17 protein-coding genes are annotated in these 18987 nt (G+C 57.2%); 16 read left to right on the forward strand and 1 reads right to left on the reverse strand.

Annotated features, from left to right (window positions below):
* Positions 1-47: 47 nt before the first annotated feature.
* The 16 genes from ACL9RI_RS01235 to ACL9RI_RS01310 are packed head-to-tail and all read left to right on the forward strand — an operon-like array spanning position 48 to position 17921.
* Positions 48-1106 carry a glycosyltransferase family 2 protein gene (locus ACL9RI_RS01235; protein ID WP_422724782.1) on the forward strand — a complete coding sequence of 353 codons (1059 nt, stop codon included), beginning with the start codon at positions 48-50 and terminating at the stop codon, positions 1104-1106.
* A gap of 4 nt (positions 1107-1110) precedes the next feature.
* Entirely contained in the window at positions 1111-2181 is a 1071-nt protein-coding gene (gene rfbB / locus ACL9RI_RS01240; RefSeq protein ID WP_422724783.1) for a dTDP-glucose 4,6-dehydratase, read from the forward strand.
* Positions 2178-3074 (forward strand): dTDP-4-dehydrorhamnose reductase, encoded by an 897-nt coding sequence (rfbD, locus tag ACL9RI_RS01245; RefSeq protein WP_422724784.1) that lies wholly within the window; start codon positions 2178-2180, stop codon positions 3072-3074. The genes rfbB and rfbD overlap by 4 nt, the downstream gene beginning before the upstream one ends.
* Before the next feature lie 2 nt (positions 3075-3076).
* Positions 3077-3964, forward strand: coding sequence for a glucose-1-phosphate thymidylyltransferase RfbA (gene rfbA, locus ACL9RI_RS01250; RefSeq protein WP_422724785.1), 888 nt, complete (start codon positions 3077-3079; stop codon positions 3962-3964).
* On the forward strand, positions 3961-4506 hold the full coding sequence (gene rfbC, locus ACL9RI_RS01255; RefSeq protein WP_422724786.1) for a dTDP-4-dehydrorhamnose 3,5-epimerase: 546 nt from the start codon (positions 3961-3963) through the stop codon (positions 4504-4506). The genes rfbA and rfbC overlap by 4 nt, the downstream gene beginning before the upstream one ends.
* Positions 4506-5324 carry an ABC transporter permease gene (locus tag ACL9RI_RS01260; protein WP_422724787.1) on the forward strand — a complete coding sequence of 273 codons (819 nt, stop codon included), beginning with the start codon at positions 4506-4508 and terminating at the stop codon, positions 5322-5324. The genes rfbC and ACL9RI_RS01260 overlap by 1 nt, the downstream gene beginning before the upstream one ends.
* Positions 5314-6618 carry an ABC transporter ATP-binding protein gene (locus tag ACL9RI_RS01265; protein ID WP_422724788.1) on the forward strand — a complete coding sequence of 435 codons (1305 nt, stop codon included), beginning with the start codon at positions 5314-5316 and terminating at the stop codon, positions 6616-6618. Before ACL9RI_RS01260 ends, ACL9RI_RS01265 begins: the two co-directional genes overlap by 11 nt.
* Entirely contained in the window at positions 6619-9705 is a 3087-nt protein-coding gene (locus ACL9RI_RS01270; protein WP_422724789.1) for a glycosyltransferase, read from the forward strand. It begins immediately after the preceding gene.
* On the forward strand, positions 9705-11192 hold the full coding sequence (locus ACL9RI_RS01275) for a hypothetical protein (RefSeq protein ID WP_422724790.1): 1488 nt from the start codon (positions 9705-9707) through the stop codon (positions 11190-11192). Before ACL9RI_RS01270 ends, ACL9RI_RS01275 begins: the two co-directional genes overlap by 1 nt.
* The gene (locus ACL9RI_RS01280) at positions 11189-12253 is read left to right on the forward strand and encodes an acyltransferase family protein (RefSeq protein WP_422724791.1); all 1065 of its coding nucleotides are present in this window, start codon (positions 11189-11191) and stop codon (positions 12251-12253) included. Before ACL9RI_RS01275 ends, ACL9RI_RS01280 begins: the two co-directional genes overlap by 4 nt.
* A 13-nt stretch (positions 12254-12266) precedes the next feature.
* The gene (locus ACL9RI_RS01285; protein WP_422724792.1) at positions 12267-13358 is read left to right on the forward strand and encodes a DegT/DnrJ/EryC1/StrS family aminotransferase; all 1092 of its coding nucleotides are present in this window, start codon (positions 12267-12269) and stop codon (positions 13356-13358) included.
* Between the two features lie 11 nt (positions 13359-13369).
* On the forward strand, positions 13370-14299 hold the full coding sequence (locus ACL9RI_RS01290; RefSeq protein ID WP_422724793.1) for a glycosyltransferase family 2 protein: 930 nt from the start codon (positions 13370-13372) through the stop codon (positions 14297-14299).
* 22 nt (positions 14300-14321) lie between these two features.
* Entirely contained in the window at positions 14322-15266 is a 945-nt protein-coding gene (locus ACL9RI_RS01295) for a WxcM-like domain-containing protein (RefSeq protein ID WP_422725159.1), read from the forward strand.
* Positions 15267-15268: 2 nt separating this feature from the next.
* Positions 15269-15661 (forward strand): GtrA family protein, encoded by a 393-nt coding sequence (locus tag ACL9RI_RS01300; protein WP_422724794.1) that lies wholly within the window; start codon positions 15269-15271, stop codon positions 15659-15661.
* A gap of 44 nt (positions 15662-15705) precedes the next feature.
* On the forward strand, positions 15706-16809 hold the full coding sequence (gene wecB / locus ACL9RI_RS01305; protein WP_422724795.1) for a non-hydrolyzing UDP-N-acetylglucosamine 2-epimerase: 1104 nt from the start codon (positions 15706-15708) through the stop codon (positions 16807-16809).
* Positions 16806-17921, forward strand: a complete 1116-nt coding sequence (locus ACL9RI_RS01310) for a glycosyl transferase (RefSeq protein ID WP_422724796.1) — start codon at positions 16806-16808, stop codon at positions 17919-17921. Before wecB ends, ACL9RI_RS01310 begins: the two co-directional genes overlap by 4 nt.
* Positions 17922-17936: 15 nt before the next feature.
* Here ACL9RI_RS01310 and ACL9RI_RS01315 read toward each other — a convergent pair whose 3' ends face one another.
* Complete coding sequence (locus tag ACL9RI_RS01315; RefSeq protein WP_422724797.1) at positions 17937-18887, reverse strand: acyltransferase family protein; 951 nt, start codon at positions 18885-18887, stop codon at positions 17937-17939.
* Positions 18888-18987 lie beyond the last annotated feature (100 nt).

Here is an 18987-nt window from a genome sequence, read left to right on the forward strand (position 1 = left end):
TGTGCCCCGCGCATCGGCGGAATGAGTAAAAGTGGAGGCGAATAAGCGTGAGCCAATTGAACAGAGTGGTATCGAGTGAAGTGAATGGCGTCCTGCTGGGGAGGCCGCTTGCCCGCGTATCTGCCTTGCATGTGGCCGATACCATGCAACAAGCAAGTGCCGCCCCATTGCGCCAGCCTGTCGACTTACCAAAAGTCGCCATTTTGTTGTGTACTTACCATGGTCAGCATTTCTTGGCGGATCAGCTCGATTCCTTCGCGGCGCAAAGCTATCCCAATTGGGAAGTGTGGGCGTCCGACGACGGTTCGCTGGACGATACGCATGCGATTCTTGAGCAATATCAGGAAAAGTGGGGACATGCTCGCTTGTCCACCCATGCGGGACCGGCCCAGGGCTTTGCGGCTAACTTTTTGTCACTCAGTTGTGACGCCGGTATCTGTGCCGACTACTATGCCTATTCGGACCAGGACGATATCTGGGAAGCCGATAAATTGCAGCGGGCAGTCGACTGGTTGCGTAGCGTACCATCGGATATTCCAGCGCTGTATTGTTCCCGAGCATTATTGGTGGATGTTGATAATTCCCCAATTGGAACGTCTCCATTATTTACGCGCCCGCCGAGTTTTTCCAATTCTTTAATACAAAGTATTGGTGGTGGCAATACCATGGTTTTTAATAATGCTGCGCGAAAATTATTACGCGATGCGGGCCATGATGTGGATGTGGTATCGCATGATTGCTGGGCCTATATGGTCGTCAGCGGCTGCGGCGGCAGGGTTTTTTACGACGCCTGTCCGTCGCTGCGCTATCGCCAGCACGACGGTAACCTGGTGGGGACCAATATCAGCTGGTCAGCGCGTTTTTCGCGCCTGCAAAGGTTATGGAACGGCTGGTTCCGTAGCTGGAACGACCGTAATATCGAGTCACTGCAGCGTTTGCGTCACCGCTTGACGCCAGAAAACCGGCGCATTCTCGACGATTTCTCGGCTGCCAGAAATACCTGGTTATTGCCCCGGCTTTGGTTAATGAAACGTTCGCGTGTACACCGTCAAAGCGCCGCAGGAAACATGGCCCTTTTTTTAGCAGCAATTTTCAATAAAATATAATCGCATGACCATACTTGTAAGCGGCGGAGCCGGTTTTATTGGCAGTAACTTTGTATTGGACTGGCTGGCGCAATCCGATGAGTTGCTGATCAATCTGGATAATTTGACCTATGCAGGCAATCTGGAAAACTTGTCCAGCTTGCAAAATGACCCACGTCACTTGTTTGTGCATGGCGACATCGGCGACAGCGTCCTGTTGGCCTCCTTGCTGGCCCAGCATCAGCCGCGCGCGGTGCTCAATTTCGCGGCAGAAAGCCATGTCGACCGTTCCATCCATGGTCCGGCCGCCTTCATTGAAACCAATATCGTCGGCACTTTTCATTTGCTCGAAGCCGTGCGCGCCTACTGGGGCACGCTCGATGCGGGCGGCAAGGCGGCGTTCCGCCTGCTGCACGTCTCTACCGATGAAGTGTATGGCTCGCTGTCGCCAGAAGCGGCGGCGTTTACCGAACAGCACCGCTATGAGCCGAACAGCCCATACTCGGCCAGCAAGGCGGCCAGCGACCATCTGGTGCGGGCGTACCACCATACCTATGGCTTGCCGGTATTGACGACCAATTGTTCGAATAACTACGGCCCTTACCACTTCCCTGAAAAACTGATCCCCTTGATGATCGTCAACGCCCTGGCAGGCAAGGCCTTGCCAGTGTACGGCGATGGCCAGCAGATTCGCGACTGGCTGTACGTCAAGGATCATTGCAGTGCGATTCGGCGCGTGCTGGAGGCCGGCCGGACCGGCGAGGTGTATAACATCGGTGGCTGGAATGAAAAGCCGAACCTGGAGATCGTCGATACCGTCTGCGCGCTGCTCGACGAATTGCGCCCGCGTGCGGATGGCGCCAGCTATCGGCAGCAGATCAGCTATGTCACGGACCGCCCCGGCCATGATCGCCGCTATGCGATCGACGCCAGCAAGATTGCGCGTGAACTGGGCTGGAAGCCGGCCGAAACGTTTGACAGCGGCATCCGCAAGACCGTGCAATGGTATCTGGATCACCCCGAATGGGTGGCGCATGTGCAGTCGGGCGTGTACCGCGACTGGCTCGATAAGAACTATACGGGACGCAGCGCATGAAGATCCTGTTGCTGGGTAAAAACGGTCAACTCGGCTGGGAATTGCAGCGCAGCCTGGCCCCGCTGGGCGAGCTTACGGCCCTGGGCAGCGACAGCCTCGAACCCTGCGGCGACTTGCGCGACCTCGACGGTATTGCCGGCACCGTGCGTGCACTGGCGCCGGATGTGATCGTCAATGCCGCCGCGTATACCGCCGTCGACCGCGCGGAAAGCGATGTCGACTCTTGCCGTACCGTCAATGCGCTGGCGCCCGCCGTACTGGCGCGCGAAGCGGCACGCAGCGGCGCCTTGCTGGTGCACTATTCGACCGATTATGTATTCGACGGCAGCGGCGAACAGCCCTGGACGGAGAGCGATCCGAGCGGGCCGCTGAGCGTGTATGGCAAGACCAAGCTGGAAGGCGAACAGGCCATCGTCGCGGCAGGTTGCCGCCACCTGATCTTCCGCACCAGCTGGGTGTATGCGGCGCGCGGCGGCAATTTTGCCAAGACCATGCTGCGCCTGGCGGCCGAACGCGAGCGCTTGTCGGTGGTGGATGACCAGATCGGTGCGCCGACCGGCGCCGACCTGCTGGCCGACGTCAGCGCACATGCGATCCGCGCCATGCGTGGCCATCCCGAACTGAGCGGCATCTACCATCTTGCCGCCGCCGGACACACTTCGTGGCACGGCTATGCCAGCTTTGTGATTGAGCGGGCGCGCCAGGCCGGCGTGGACTTGAAGGTAGGACCTGGCGCGATTGACGCGGTAGCCAGCAGTGCTTTTCCGAGCCCGGCGCCGCGCCCGAAAAACTCCCGCCTCGACCTGCACAAAGTACAACAGGCATTTGACATTACCCTGCCTGACTGGCGTATCGGTGTGAACCGTATGCTGACCGAATTTCTGGAAAAATAATCATGACTGAACGTAAAGGCATCATCCTGGCCGGAGGATCGGGCACGCGCCTGTATCCCGTCACCATGGCAGTGTCCAAGCAATTGCTGCCGATTTATGACAAGCCGATGATTTATTATCCGCTCAGCACCCTGATGCTGGCTGGCATACGCGAGATTTTGATTATCTCGACGCCACAGGATACGCCACGTTTTCAGCAATTGCTGGGTGATGGCAGTGCATGGGGCCTGAAGCTCGACTATGCGGTGCAGCAAAGCCCTGATGGCTTGGCGCAAGCTTTTATTATCGGCAAGGATTTTATTGGCGATGGCTCGTGCGCACTCGTGCTCGGCGATAATATTTTCTATGGCCATGATTTGCAGCTTCAGCTGGAGCAGGCGTCGTCGCGCCAGTCCGGCGCCACCGTGTTTGCGTATCACGTACAGGATCCGGAGCGTTATGGCGTAGTCGATTTCGATGCCAATGGCCAGGCGACCAGCCTGGAAGAAAAGCCGCTCGTGCCGAAGAGTAACTATGCGGTGACCGGTTTGTATTTTTACGATCATCAAGTGGTCGAGATTGCCGCCGGGTTGCAGCCATCGGCGCGTGGCGAACTGGAAATTACGGACGTCAACCGGATTTATCTGGAGCGCCAGCAATTGAATGTCGAGATCATGGGGCGTGGTTATGCGTGGCTCGATACGGGCACGCATGAAAGCCTGATCGAGGCCAGCAACTTTATCGCGACGATAGAACATCGCCAGGGCTTGAAAGTGGCTTGCCCGGAAGAGATTGCTTACCGCAAAGGATTTATCGACGCAGCGCAGCTGGCGCGCCTGGCCCAGCCCCTGGCCAAGAATGCTTACGGCCAGTATTTGCAGCGTTTGCTGAAAGAAGGGAAAGTAGCATGAATGTGATCGCCAGTCCGATTGCGGATGTGTTGATCATCGAACCCAAGGTGTTTGGTGATGAACGCGGGTTTTTCTTTGAAAGCTATAACCATGCGCAGTTTGAAGCTGTCGTGGGCAGGCCAGTGTCTTTTGTGCAAGATAACCACTCCCGTTCGGAAAAGAATGTCGTGCGTGGCTTGCATTATCAGATCCAGCAGCCACAAGGCAAGCTGGTGCGTGTCATTGCCGGTGAAGTCTTCGACGTCGTTGTTGATCTGCGTCGTCACTCGCTTACGTTCGGCCAGTGGTATGGCGTGATATTAAGTGCTGAAAATAAAAAACAGCTGTGGGTACCCGAAGGTTTCGCGCACGGATTTACCGTGCTGAGCGATAGCGCCGAATTCTTATACAAGACCACCGATTATTGGGCGCCGCAACATGAACGCTGCATCGCCTGGAACGACCCCACGCTGGCGATCGAATGGCCGTTGGCCGGGCCGGCAGTGTTGTCGGCCAAGGATGGACAGGGCACCGCCTTTAGCCAGTCGGAAATGTTCAACTGATGCGCCATTTTTCTAGTTCTCCCAGGGAAATGGCGGCCAGCCTGTGGCGTAATCGCGGCCTGTTGCTGGTATTGATACAACGTGAAGTCATCGGCCGCTACCGCGGCTCGGTGCTCGGCATACTGTGGTCCTTTTTTAATCCCGTCTTCATGCTGACCATCTACACCTTCGTGTTCAGCGTGGTCTTCAAGGCGCGCTGGAATGCCGGCAGTGATTCCAAGACGGAATTCGCGCTGGTGCTGTTTGCCGGCCTGATCATTTTTAATCTGTTTTCAGAATGTATCAACCGTGCACCGGGCCTGATCATGGCGAATAGTAATTACGTCAAGAAAGTGGTGTTTCCTCTGGAAATATTGCCATGGGTAAGTGCCGGTTCGGCTTTCTTCCATTTCATCATCAGCCTGGGCGTGTGGCTGGCCGCGTATGCGCTGCTGTTCGGCGTGCCGCACCTGACGGTGCTGCTGCTGCCCCTGATCGTCGTGCCGCTGATGCTGTTCATCATGGGCTTGAGCTGGATGCTGGCGTCGCTGAGCGTCTACCTGCGCGATGTTGGCCAGTTTATCGGTATGGTGACCACGGTGCTGATGTTCCTGACGCCGATTTTTTATCCGGTCAGTTCGCTGCCGGAAAAATATCGCCATTTGCTGCTGCTCAATCCTTTGACGCCGGCCGTCGAAATGACGCGAGATATTTTATTCTGGGGCAAGATGCCCGACTTCGCCATGCTGTCGCTGTACGCCTTGGCGACCCTGGTGGTGGCCTGGCTGGGTTTTGCCTGGTTCCAAAAGACGCGAAAGGGATTTGCCGATGTCCTCTGATATATCGATTCAGGTAGAGGGCTTGAGCAAGTGCTACCATATTTATGACCGGCCGCGCGACCGTCTGCTGCAAATGCTGGGGCGTGGCAAAAAACAATATTTCCGCGAATTCTGGGCCTTGCGCGACGCCTCGTTTTCCGTCAAGCGCGGCGAGACGGTGGGCATCATCGGCCGTAACGGCAGCGGCAAGTCGACCTTGCTGCAAATGATATGCGGCACCGTTGCGCCCAGTATCGGCACGGTCGTCACGCACGGCCGCGTGGCTGCGCTGCTGGAGCTGGGCGCGGGCTTCAACGTCGAGTTCACCGGGCGTGAAAACGTCATGCTGAACGCCGCCATCCTGGGTTTTCCGGCGCAAGACATGCAGGCACGCATGGCGCAAGTGCTGGAATTTTCCGAACTCGGCGATTTCCTGGACCAGCCGGTGAAGACGTATTCGAGCGGTATGTATGCACGGCTGGCCTTTTCCATCGCCATCCACGTCGATCCGGACATCCTGATCGTCGATGAAGCCTTGTCCGTGGGCGATGCCCGCTTCGTCGCCAAATGCATGCGGCGCATCAAGGAAATCAAGGAGCGCGGCACCACTATCCTGTTTGTCAGCCATGATGTCGGCTCGATCCGCACCCTGTGCGAGCGGGTAGTCTGGCTGGACAAGGGCCGGCTGGTCGAGCAGGGCGACGTGTTTCCCGTGACCGGGCGGTATATGGAATTCATGTTCCGCGACGAGCAGAGCGAGGAACAGGCCTTGCAGGCGGAAATCGAACGCCAGCAGCAAGACTTGCCGCAGAGTAGCGCGTTGCCGGCCATGGCCGGCGCAGCGGCCGGCATCCTGCTCGATGCCCGTCCGGTGACCCATTGGGGATCGCACAAGGGCAGCATTCTGTCGGCCGCGGTGCTCGATGCAGATGGCGAACGCAAGAATGTGCATTACTGGAATAGCGCGATCGAAGTACGCATCGATTTGCATATCCCGGCAACTATTTCTCGCGAGCATTTAAGTGTCGCCTTCTCGATCAAGGATTTACAGGGCAGCGACCTTATTGTTTCCACAACTAATGACTTTGATGGAAAAGTTTTGCCCGATACCGAATACTTTAGCGTATCGTTTCAACTTAATAACTATTTATTGACGGGTAAGTACTTATTAGTTGCTGCAGTGGAAAACCGGCAGCATAGCGATATTCACTATTATGAGTATGTCGAAGGCGCCCATTATTTCTCATCGTTATGCGATGCGCGCCTTTTTGGACAATTTCAGCCTCCCATCCAGCACTCTATTTTGCTCAAGTAAATGACAGACGTTACTACCATCAATACCGGCACCTATTGGGATGGCCGCTTTTCGACCGATTGGGAATCCTTTGAGGGACCGCGCCAGTCGCGTTTTTTTGCCCGTCTGGCGATAGAAAGCCTGCCGCACTGGTTGTTCGATGAAATCCGGCGCGATCGTCTCAGCCTGGTCGACTGGGGCTGTGCGCAGGGCGACGGCACCGATGTCCTGGCCAGTTATATTGATGCAGAGCAATTGAGCGGAGTAGATTTTTCGGCGGTAGCCATCGAGCAGGCCAGCCAGCGCTATCCAGCCATCGCGTTTCTCAACGAGGATTGGCTGGCAGCCGCGCCGGCAGGGAACCGGAAATTCGATGTGGTGTTTTCGTCGAATACGCTGGAACATTTCCATCAGCCTTACGACGTGTTGCGCATTCTGGGCCAGCGCGCAAGCAAGGCCATCGTACTGGCCCTGCCTTACCGCGAACGCGACCGTATCGACGAGCACTTTTACTCTTTCCTCCCGGAAAACCTGCCGCTGGTGCTGGACAATGGATTCCGCCTGGCCTGGTCGCGCGTCATCGATTGCCGTCCGCTGCCCAATACCTTGTGGGGCGGCGAGCAAGTGATCCTGGTCTATGCGGCTCCGGCCTGGCTGGACCAGCGCAGGATGTGCCTGCAGGACTACCGGATTGAGCAAGACGACCAGAGCGCGCAGTCGCGCCAGCAGCAAGAGCGGTCGCGCCACCTGCATGAGCTGTTGACCGAACGTGATACGCGGATACTGGAACTGCGGCGGCAGGCCGATGCGCTGGCCGCTGATATCGCCAATCTGCATCAGCAGTTGCAAACGTCCGCCACTGAAAACACCAGCCTGCGCCAGAGCGTGGCGGACTCTGCCGCGGAAATCAATAACCTTAGCCATTCGGTAGTGGCCCAGCAAGCTGCGCAAAAAGTGCTCGACCAGATGCGCAACACGCGTTCCTGGCGCCTGACCGGGCCGCTGCGCTTTGGCGCCCGCCTGTGGCGTTATGGCCTGCTCAGCGAAGACCGCCAGAAATTGCTGCGCGGTTTGCGCAAGGTATATCACCGCTTGCCATTGCCGGAAAGCGTCAAGCGCGGGCTGCTCGGGACCTATCGCAAAACCGTGGTCAGTTCCTACACGGCGGTGCGCAAGCAAGTGCTGGTGTCGCGTCCCTTCGATCCGCCAGCTTTGAGGCCGGCCGCGCAGCAAGCCGATGCGCCGGACTACATCGTCTGGGGCGTGATCGACTGGCATTTCCGTCATCAGCGTCCGCAACAGCTGGCACAGGCGCTGGCCCTGTCCGGCCGCCGTGTGTTCTATGTCTCGGTCAACCTGGTCGACGATACGCGCGCCGGTTTCGAACAGGAACAGCTCGACAGCGCAGGCCGGCTATTCCAGATCCGCCTGTATGCCGCGGGTGCGCCGGTGATCTACACTTCGGTGCCGACCCACGATATCGTGCAGCAATTGCGCGGCAGCCTGGGGGAAGTGCTGGACTGGGCCAATTCGCACAGCATCGTGTCGCTGATCGACCATCCGTTCTGGTACGACGTGGCAGCAGTATTGCCGAACAGCCGCGTGATCTACGACTGCATGGACCATCACGAAGGCTTTGGCAATACGGCCGAAGCGGTGCTGGAACTGGAACGTGCGCTGATGCGCAATGCCGACCTGACCATTACCACTTCGGCCTGGCTCGACGACGTGGTGGCGCAGCATGCACCGCACCGTGCACTGATCCGTAATGCCGGCGAGTTTGCCCATTTCGCGCAGCGGCCAGGCACCATTTACGCCGAGCCGCAGGGCCGCAAGGTGATCGGCTATTACGGTGCGATCGCCGAATGGTTCGACCTGGAGCTGGTCGAAGCACTGGCGCGGCGTTTCAGCGATTGCTGCATCCTGCTGATCGGCGCCGATACGGTGGGCGCCAAGGGCAAGCTGGCGCATTTGCCGAACGTGGTGATGACCGGTGAAATGCCGTATGCGCAATTGCCGGCATACCTGCACGCTTTCGATGTCTGCCTGTTGCCGTTCAAGGTGATCCCGCTGACACTGGCGACCAATCCCGTCAAGGTGTATGAATACCTGAGCGCCGGCAAGCCGGTGGTTTCGGTCGATCTGCCGGAAATGCGGCAATTCGATGGCCTGGTGCGGGTGGGCCAGGATACCGGAAGTTTCCTGTCGGCCGTCGCAGAGGTGCTACAAGACAACGGTGGACCGGACGCGATCGTGCAACGCCAGCACTTTGCCCAGGAACAAACCTGGAACCACCGCGCACGGGACTTGATCAGCCATGCCGAATCGGCTGCGCGCGATCCGATGGTCAGCGTGATCGTGGTCACCTATAACAATATCGATTTCACGCGCGCCTGCCTGGCCAGCCTGGAGCTGCATACCGGACATGCGCCGCTGGAAATCATCGTGGTCGATAACGCTTCGTCGGATGGCTCGCCAGCCTTCCTCAAGGAATGGGTCAGCGGCGCATCGAACCGCAAGCTGATCCTGAACGAGGATAACCGCGGTTTTGCCGCCGCCAATAATCAGGGCCTGGCGGTTGCCTCCGGTGACTACCTGGTCTTGCTGAACAACGATACCTATGTCACGCCGGGCTGGATACGCACGCTGTTCAAGCATTTGCAGCGCGATCCCGGTATCGGCCTGATCGGTCCGGTGACCAATAACATCGGCAACCAGGCGAAGATCCAGACCAGTTACAGCAATATGGGAGAGATGCTGCTGGAAACCGGGCGCTATACCCGCACCCATATCGGCCAGTTGTTCCCGCTGCAGACGGCGGCGTTCTTTTGCGTGATGTTCCCGCGCAGCGTATATCAGCAGGTGGGCGATCTCGATGAGGTGTTCGGCCGCGGCTTCTTCGAGGATGACGACTATTGCCGCCGGATCGAACAATTGGGATTGCGCATCGTGTGCGCCGAAGACGTGTTTATCCACCATCATCTGTCGGCCTCGTTCAACAAGGTCAGGAGCAGCGAGCGGCAAGCCCTGTTCGAGCAAAATAAAGCGACTTATGAGGCCAAGTGGGGTCCATGGGTACCGCATAACTATAAACGGGATGTAGTTTGATGCATGATTTGAAGAATCGCGGTTCGCTGGAGGCAATCACAGGCAAGTGGCGTAACGGTAGGACAATGATGCTGCTCGCGCTATTTGTGATGGGCGTGGTTTTTTACCTGTCCGCATACGGGCTGGGAGCGCATTATCTGCCTTCCTCGGTACCGGTACATCATGATGATTATTCCAACTATGGGTCTGGTGGAAATGCATGGAATTGGGTGTGGATACGGCCGTTTTCCACGCTCTTGATCCAGGCTTTGGCTCAGATGGGGCCTGAGTGGCTGATCTGGAGCATACGTTTGCTCAGCGTGGCCTTTGTGTTGCTGAATTGGAAATTGCTCTGCGAAGTGATCCGTCCGGTAAACTATTGGATAGCGCTGCTGTTATTTGCGGTGCTCTGTTTCGCGACACCAGTGATCGCCGAGTATGCGCGCTATACCGGCATGATTACACATATGCTTTCGGGCTGCTTTGGCGTGGCGGCAGCGTGGGCGCTGTTGCGCGAAGTGACTCGGCCAGGTGGTGGCGCATTGCAGTTATCGCTTGTATTGCTGGTTTTGTCGGTATTGGCGAAGGAAGATTTTGTAGTGCTGTATGCGGTAACGGCGGCGTACGCCGTGCTGCAGGCGCGCGGGCAGCGCAAGCGCCTGATCGCCTGGAGCGGGATCGCACTGGTGATATCGGGCCTGCTGATCGCCGGAGCCAAGTTCATGGCGGCGTCGAGTTTTCTTGGCATGAGCGACACTGCGGCGCCCTATTTCATTGATGCGACACCAACTGGTATTGCACATACCATCTGGCGTTACTTGCTGGGCGGGGGGCATCCGGCGCTGGGGCAGCATGGCAGGACGATCGGCACCCTGTTTGTATTCGTCCTGGTGTCCACCCTGGTGCTGGTCTTGCGTACACGGTCCGTGCCCAAGACCGCTTATCTGCTGGCCGCAATGCTCAGTGTCATGCTGCCGTATTCCGTATTGCCCAACCATGTCAATGCTTATTACGAGCTGATCTGGTTGCCCTTATTGATGGGCGCCTGCTACGCGGCGCTGTCCGAATTGCTGCAGGCTTTTACTTCTGCCAGCGACCGTAGTACAAAAATTTTTGCGACCAGCATCTTCTTGGTGCTGGCGATCCTGGTGTCGCTGCTCGACCTGAGCGGGCGCAACAGCATCGCCAGCTGGTATGACGAAGTTGGCGTCTCCAATCGGCAGGTGTTAGCCGCGCTGGCCTCCCAGAAAGACCAGATCAATCACGCTGGCAAGGCATGTGTCAGCGGTGCCGATGCTTTTTCGCCGTGGTACATGCATGGCGGCAGCTACCTCGATCATGTGATGGGTTTGCATGCAACATGGTATGTGCTGGCCGATCCGGCCTCGCCCGTATATGCCGGCCTGGTTTCTGGCGCGGCGAGTTCGGCTGGCAAGACGATTGTCGTTGAAACCTCCCTGGGAATGCCCATGGACTGTGTGGCAATCCATCTGGAGGCGCTGAAATGACGACGCTGGGCAATCTATTTGTTGGAAAACATAATAATCTCACCTTGATTCGCCTGCTGGCGGCACTTACCGTGATCTATGGGCATACTCCGTCCATCGTGGCAGGTACACCAGCCGACTGGGTCACGCGTACCACCAATTACGCCTTCAGTGGCGGCGTTGCGGTCGACTTGTTTTTCCTGATCAGCGGTTTCCTGGTCACCGCCAGTATCCTGAAGGGGGGGATCAGGCGATACCTGATCGCGCGGATATTACGTATCTATCCGGCACTGTGGGTCAATCTGTTGCTGGTGACGTTTGTCATGGGTTCCGTATTGACGACTCTGCCGCTGGGCGAATATCTGCGGCATCGTGATGTCTGGTCCTATTTCACGGGGTTGGCAGGCACTTTTCGCGGTGGCTTTTTTTTACCGGGCGTATTTGAAACCCATAGCGACCATGCCGTCAACGGATCGATCTGGTCGGTATTGATCGAAGTGTGGCTGTACATTTTCTTGCTGGGTTTTTATCTGCTGGGCGTCCTGCGCCACCGGGCGCTATTCAATGTGGTGTTTTTTGTCGGTATCGTGGCGCTCTGGTCTGCGCCCGAGCTGACGCCGTCCTTATTCAATAATTCGACCAGCCGCCATGTCTGCTTATTGTTTTGTATCGGGGCTTTTTTATACATCAATCGTGATAGTGTACCGGTCAGTCCATTTTATTTGCTGGTGGCACTGTTTCTGGCGGGCATTACCTTGGGCACGGATCGTTTTCCGTTCGCCTACATTTTGCTGCTGAGCACTTTTTTCTGCGTCGTCAGTTTTTATGCACAATTTGCGTGGCTAGACCGCTGGGGCGATTATTCCTACGGCGTGTATTTGTATGGATGGCCATCCCAGCAATTGGTGGCCCATTATTTCCCGCGTCTATCTGGCATGGAAAATTGCATTTACTCATGTATGTTGGCGTTGTTGTGCGGGTTTCTATCTTGGCATCTGATTGAAAAACGGGCGATGAAGCTTAAAGATGGATTTTCAGCCAAGCTGGGCCTGCTTCCATTGCGTACAATGAAAAGCACTTAATAGGAGTTTTTGAATGATTAACTTGTTTTCCGACGTGGCGGCGAATGCCTCGCTCGATTTTGAGGGTGCGCTCAAGCGTGTGCTGACACGGCATTGGTATGTGCTCGGCCAGGAAGTGACAAATTTTGAAAGTGCGTTCGCCGCTTATGTTGGCGTGGAGTATTGCGTTTCTGTGGCGAATGGCAGCGATGCCCTGGAAATCGCGCTGCGCGGCCTCGGCGTCGGCCGCGACGATGTGGTGGTGGCGGTGGCCAATGCGGGCTTCTACAGCAGTACGGCGATCCACGCGATCGGCGCGGTGCCACTGTATGTCGATGTCGATCCGGCCAGCATGACGATGACGGCCGAAACGCTGCAGGTGGCGCTGGCGCAGCAGCCAAAGTGTGTCATCGTGACCCATCTTTATGGTCAGTTGGCCGACATGGATGCCTTGCAGGCGCTATGCCGCAAGGCCGGCGTAGCCTTGATTGAGGATTGCGCCCAGTCGCATGGCGCGCGGCGCGATGGCCGCATGGCTGGCGCCTGGGGTGACGCCGCCTGCTTCAGTTTTTATCCGACCAAGAATCTTGGCGCACTGGGCGATGGCGGTGCGGTGGTGTGCAACAATGACGCACTCAATGCGCGCCTGCGCACGCTGCGCCAGTACGGCTGGTCATCCAAATATCAAGTCGTGGTACAGGGCGGCCGTAACAGCCGTCTGGATGAAATGCAGGCGGCTATCCTGAATGAAAAACTGCCCTTGCTGGATCGCTGGAACGCCGAGCGGCGCAGTATCGCCAGCCGCTACAACGCCGCTTTCGCTGCCTTTCCGATACTGGCGTTGCCGGCCATCGGCGAGGATTATGTCGCGCACCTGTATGTGATCAGGATAGCCGAACGCGACGCCTTCCGCGAATTCCTCAAGGAGCAGGGGGTGGCCACCGATGCCCATTATCCGATTCCGGATCATTGCCAGCCTGCCTATCCTGGCGCCCGTATCGCCGGCGCCTTGCCGGTGACCGAAGCGGCCAGCCAGACGGTAGTCAGCCTGCCGTGTTTCCCTGGCATGAGCGATGAACAGGTAGGACAGGTGATTGCCGCCGTCAGTGCTTATTTTCAGCGCTGAGAGGAGTTGGCGTGCTTTCATTAGTTATTCCGGTATATAAAAACGAGGGGTCGATTTCTGATTTGCTGCAAGCCGTGGATGGCTTGCGCCGCTCGATCGATGGCGATTTCGAAGCCGTATTTGTGATCGACGGCAGTCCGGACCGCTGCTATGAACTGTTGCGTGACGCCTTGCCTGGCTACCGCTTCACATCGCAGTTGATATTGCTTTCTCGCAATTTTGGCTCCTTTGCCGCGATCCGCACAGGCTTGCAACTTGCTAAGGGGGAACGGTTTGCGGTGATGGCTGCAGACTTGCAAGAGCCACCGGAACTGGTTTTGCAAATGGACCAGGTTTTGCGCGCCGATGAGGCCGACGTGGTGCTGGGGTCGCGCGAGGGCCGCATGGATCCGCTGATGACGCGTTTGCCGTCGCAGATATTCTGGGGTTTGTACCGCCGCTATGTAGTGGCGGAGGTGCCGGTTGGCGGAGTCGATGTATTTGGCTGTAACAAGGTGTTCCGCGATACGCTGCTGACGCTCGATGAGCAGCACACTTCGCTGATTGCACAACTGTTTTGGCTGGGTTTCCGCCGCAAGCATATCACCTATGTACGCCAGGAGCGCCAGCACGGCAAGTCCGCCTGGACCTTCAGGAAGAAGGTCAACTACATGATGGATAGCGTGTTCGCGTTCACCGACTTGCCGATTCGTTTGCTGATCCGGGTTGGCGGCACGACCGCCTTGCTGGCGGCCCTGTTTGGCCTTGGCGTCGGCGTGGCACGCTTGTCCGGGCTGATTGCTGTGCCAGGGTATGCAATGACCATGACGGCGATCGTGTTTCTCGGTGCAGTCAATCTGTTTGGCCTTGGCATCGTCGGTTCGTATGCCTGGCGCGCCTATGAAAATACGAAGAGCCGGCCGTTGGCAATACCAATGCGTATTGAGCAATTCGGCCAATAAAAACGATAAGAAAAGGGACAGGATGGATTATTTTGTACATCAAAATGCTTTATGCGAAAGCAAGCATATTGGCGCCGGTACGCGCGTATGGGCATTCGCGCATATTTTGCCGGGTGCGGTGCTGGGGAAGGATTGCAATGTCTGCGACCAGGTTTTTATTGAAAACGATGTGACGGTCGGCGATCGTGTCACCATCAAATGCGGCGTGCAGTTGTGGGATGGTCTGGAAGTGCACGACGATGTGTTTATCGGGCCGAACGTCACGTTCACCAATGATCGCTTTCCGCGTAGTAAGCAGTTTCCTGAAAAGTTCTTGCGTACGACAGTTGCTGCGCGTGCATCGATCGGTGCCAATGCGACGATTCTCCCCGGTTTGACGATCGGCGAGAACGCCATGGTAGGCGCTGGCGCGGTCGTCACCCGTTCGGTACCACCGCATGCCATCGTGGTAGGTAATCCTGCCAAGATTGTTGGTTATGCTGACGCCACGGATGCTTCCAGCACCTCTAGATTGCCATCTGGTAACGCTCATCCTGGTGTTGTGCCAACCCAGATCAAGGGAGTCACCTTGCATACCTTTCGGGCCGTGCCGGATATGCGCGGCAGCTTGTCGGTTGGCGAGTTTGAACGCGAAATTCCGTTCGTGCCGCGCCGCTATTTCATGGTTTATGATGTGCCGACCGCGGAAACACGCGGTGAACATGCGCACCGTAACTGTCACCAATTCCTGATTGCTGTCAAAGGCAGTGTACGGGTGGTCGCCGACGATGGTGACAAGCGCGAAGAAGTGTTACTTGATAAACCCAATATGGGTTTGTATCTGCCGCCGATGACATGGGGTATCCAGTACCGCTATTCCGCCGATGCAATTTTGCTGGTGTTTGCCTCCGACTATTATGATGCTGCAGATTACATCCGTAATTACTCGGATTTCGTTGCCGAGGCGCAAAGCGGGAAAACGGCCTGAGCATGATCACCGTTTCTAGCAAGATGCAATATTGGCTACGCTTCCTGGCGGGTGGATTGCTGAATACAGGCCTGACGTACGGCCTGTATTTTTTGTTGCAAAAAGTATTTTTTTATCAGATTGCGTATGCGCTCGCTTATGCTAGCGGCATCGTTTTTTCGTACTGGTTCAACGCCAGTATCGTATTCAAGACGCCTCTGAGCTGGAAAGGATTGTTTACCTATCCGCTGGTGTATGTTGTGCAGTATGGCACTTCAGCGCTATTGCTTGGAGTGTTGATTGAACGCTTGCGGATTCCCGCGCACCTGGCTCCGTTGCTGGTCCTGGTAGTAATGATACCGTTGACGTTCTTCCTGAGCCGGTGGATCTTGCGAGGCCGCAAATCAGCGGTCTGATGTTAATGGGCCCCCGATGGGGGCGCGCAGTAGATAGGAATTCTATGTCGAAAATTAAAATTATCTGTGCCGTCGGCACCCGTCCGGAAGCGATCAAGATGGCGCCGGTGATCCTGGCGCTGAAGCAGCAGCCGTGGGCCGAGGTGCGCGTGCTGGCTACCGCCCAACACCGCGATTTGCTGGACCAGGTCTTGAACTTCTTCGGCATCACGCCGGATATCGACTTGAATATCATGCGCCCGAACCAGGCGCTGACCACCTTGACGGCGCGCTTGTTGCTGGAACTCGATGAAGTCTTGCTGGCCGAGAAGCCGGATGTGCTGCTGGCGCAAGGCGACACCACCACCGTGATGACGGCGGCGCTGGCCTGCTTTTACCATCGCATCCCGTTCGGCCACGTCGAAGCGGGACTGCGCACCTGGGATATGCAAAACCCGTTCCCCGAGGAAGCCAACCGCGTCATCGCCGGCCGCCTGGCGCGCTGGCATTTTGCGCCGACCGAGGGTTCGCGCCAGAACCTGCTGCGCGAAGGCACGCCCGACAGCGATATCATCGTTACCGGCAATACCGTCATCGACGCCTTGCTGATGACCGCCAACCGCGAACTGGAACTGGGCATCGAACTCGACCCGGCCAAGCGCCTGGTCTTGATCACCTCGCACCGCCGCGAAAATTTCGGCGCGCCGTTCCGCGATATCTGCCGCGCCATCCAGACCCTGGCCGAGCGCAATCCCGACGTGCAATTCCTGTATCCGGTGCATCCGAACCCGAACGTCAAGGACGTGGCGCATGAAGTGCTGGGCGGCCGCCCCAATATCCACCTGTGCGCGCCGCTGGACTATGCGCCGTTCGTCGCCGCAATGAAGCGTGCCTACCTGATCATCAGCGATTCGGGCGGCGTGCAGGAAGAAGCGCCGGCGCTCGGCAAGCCGGTGCTGGTCTTGCGCGATGAAACCGAACGCCCGGAAGCCGTCGAGCAAGGCGTGGTCAAGCTGGTCGGCCCGCATTACGACAGCATCGTGGAACAAGCCCAGCTGCTGCTCGACGATGTGTCGGCCTACCGCGCCATGGCGCGCGGCATTTCGCCGTATGGCGACGGCCACGGCGCCGAGCGCATCGTCGAGGTGCTGCGCGGGCACTTTGCATGACATGTCTGATTTACCTGTCTCCATTGCCGTGGAGCAGTTTTGCGCAGCGCCCGCATAAATTCGTCGAATGGTTTCATGCCAGAACCGGTGGCCAGGTACTGTGGATCGACCCTTATCCGACCCGCTTGCCGGCGCCCGGCGATTTTCGGCGCGTCAAGGCCGCCATCGCCGCGCCGCAAGCCGCCAAGCCCACGCCAGCGTGGCTGACGGTGCTGCAGCCGCGCGCCTTGCCCATCGAGCCACTGCCCGGTTCGGCCTGGCTCAACGGCTTGCTATGGCAGCCGGTCTTCCTGGCCATCGAGCGCTTTATTGCCAGCGGCAAGTGCCTGCTGGCGATTGGAAAACCGTCCAGGATGGCGCTGGCCATCCTGCGCCGCCATCCGCAACTGCCATCGCTGTTCGATGTGATGGATGATTTCCCGGCCTTTTATCGCGGTTACTCCAGGCATGCCATGGAGCGCAGCGAACGGGCGGTGGCGGCGTTGGCGGGGCAGGTGACGGTGTCGTCGAGCTTGCTTGCCCGGCGGTTTGCCGATTGCGGTGCGCGCCTGCACCTGGCCTTGAATGCGTGCGCTTTCGAAACCTTGCCGGCCCCCGACGCACTGCCGCCACGCCCGGAACAGCCTGTGCTCGGCTATGTCGGCACCATCGCGCAATGGTTTGACTGGGAACTGGTGACCGCGCTGGCGCGCGCCAACCCGGACTTGCCGGTGCGCCTGATCGGCCCCTTGTTCGGCGCCGTGCCGGCGCAACTGCCAGCCAATATCGCATTATTGCCGGCTTGCGAACACCGCCAGGCGATCCGCCACATGCAAAGTTTTTCGGTCGGCTTGATTCCTTTCAAGCGCACCACCCTGACCGATTCGGTCGATCCGATCAAATATTATGAATACCGGGCGCTGGGATTGCCGGTGCTGTCGACCCGCTTTGGCGAAATGGCGATGCGCGAAGGGGAGCCCGGCGTGTTCCTGGCCGAGCCGCACGGCGATCTGACGGCGCAGGTGGCGCTGGCGCTGGCACACCGTGACGATATCGCGCAGATCGCACAATTCCGTATTGGTCATTCCTGGGATGCGCGTTTTGATGCAGCCCACATATTGCAGCAGCTGTAAGCCGCTACCTCCTCATCAAGCGGTATGTTTGGACAGACCGGCCACCCTGTCGCGGCGCCGGTTTGCCAGCCTTTGCAGCAAGTGCTGGCCCAGTTTGATACCTCCCTTTTCGACTGTCTTGTGCATGAAATAACTGAGTATGAATAGCCCGGCCAATGCCTGTATGTCGGGCGGAAGCAAGTCGATTGATAGTTTGACAAACAATATCTTGATCGGCTCCCAGGCCCAGTTATGGAACAGATAGACTGCAAACGTCAAATTCGACAGCAGTAATACTACCGGGGTGGCTTGCAGGCGAGCCCGGTACAGCCAGGCAGCGCTGAAGATCGCCACTGCGATGCCGATGAAGTGTGAACCTAGCCAGGTTGGCCAGTACAAGGCGATCTGCCCGAAATATTGGTACAGGATGGCGGCGGTAAAAAACAGCAGCAACAGCAGCGGGATTTCTTTTTTCTCGAATATATAATAAAAGACGCCGATAAAAAGAATCGGGGCGTAAATGGTGAAGTACGCAATGAAAACGCCATCGAAAGACGGGATCGGATTGATCATGCTCAATCCCAATGAGACGCCCAGCAAGACCCATGGCAATAGCGGGCGGAAGCGGTTTAATAGGCCGAGCGATTTCAGGACTGCCATCAACAGGTAAAAGACGATTTCGATGCGCAAGGTCCATTCGACGCCAGCCAGCGCGTATGGCGCTTGCAGCCAGTCACCTAATAGTGACAGTTGAATCGCGACGATGCGCAGCCCGGGAAATGGCTGGTGAAACAGAAAATGATCAATCAGTAACTGGCATATGACGGCAGCCACGTACAAAGGATAAATGCGGAAAATTCTTTTGTATAAAAACGTGCCTGTAGATTCCTGGATCAGCACATGGGTAATGATATAACCGGAGATAATAAAGAAGACCGCGACACCGGTACCGCCGTTCCAAAAAGCCGGTAATATCAGTTGCAGCAATAATCTGGGGGCGCATGAAATTGCGGATTGTCGGCCCAGGCGCTTAATTGTGCATAGAATTTATGACCGATTAATACGCTGATGAAAGAGAAGATGCGTA

It is taken from the genome of Janthinobacterium sp. Mn2066 (assembly GCF_049319705.1).
GTDB lineage: Bacteria > Pseudomonadota > Gammaproteobacteria > Burkholderiales > Burkholderiaceae_D > Janthinobacterium.

Coding starts and splice junctions, on each gene's coding strand:
- rfbC (WP_422724786.1), top strand. CDS start 3,961: ATGAATGTGATCGCCAGTCCGATTGCGGATGTGTTGATCATCGAACCC.
- wecB (WP_422724795.1), top strand. CDS start 15,706: ATGTCGAAAATTAAAATTATCTGTGCCGTCGGCACCCGTCCGGAAGCG.
- ACL9RI_RS01285 (WP_422724792.1), top strand. CDS start 12,267: ATGATTAACTTGTTTTCCGACGTGGCGGCGAATGCCTCGCTCGATTTT.
- rfbA (WP_422724785.1), top strand. CDS start 3,077: ATGACTGAACGTAAAGGCATCATCCTGGCCGGAGGATCGGGCACGCGC.
- ACL9RI_RS01300 (WP_422724794.1), top strand. CDS start 15,269: ATGATCACCGTTTCTAGCAAGATGCAATATTGGCTACGCTTCCTGGCG.
- ACL9RI_RS01265 (WP_422724788.1), top strand. CDS start 5,314: ATGTCCTCTGATATATCGATTCAGGTAGAGGGCTTGAGCAAGTGCTAC.
- ACL9RI_RS01275 (WP_422724790.1), top strand. CDS start 9,705: ATGCATGATTTGAAGAATCGCGGTTCGCTGGAGGCAATCACAGGCAAG.
- ACL9RI_RS01295 (WP_422725159.1), top strand. CDS start 14,322: ATGGATTATTTTGTACATCAAAATGCTTTATGCGAAAGCAAGCATATT.
- rfbD (WP_422724784.1), top strand. CDS start 2,178: ATGAAGATCCTGTTGCTGGGTAAAAACGGTCAACTCGGCTGGGAATTG.
- ACL9RI_RS01270 (WP_422724789.1), top strand. CDS start 6,619: ATGACAGACGTTACTACCATCAATACCGGCACCTATTGGGATGGCCGC.
- rfbB (WP_422724783.1), top strand. CDS start 1,111: ATGACCATACTTGTAAGCGGCGGAGCCGGTTTTATTGGCAGTAACTTT.
- ACL9RI_RS01280 (WP_422724791.1), top strand. CDS start 11,189: ATGACGACGCTGGGCAATCTATTTGTTGGAAAACATAATAATCTCACC.
- ACL9RI_RS01310 (WP_422724796.1), top strand. CDS start 16,806: ATGACATGTCTGATTTACCTGTCTCCATTGCCGTGGAGCAGTTTTGCG.
- ACL9RI_RS01260 (WP_422724787.1), top strand. CDS start 4,506: ATGCGCCATTTTTCTAGTTCTCCCAGGGAAATGGCGGCCAGCCTGTGG.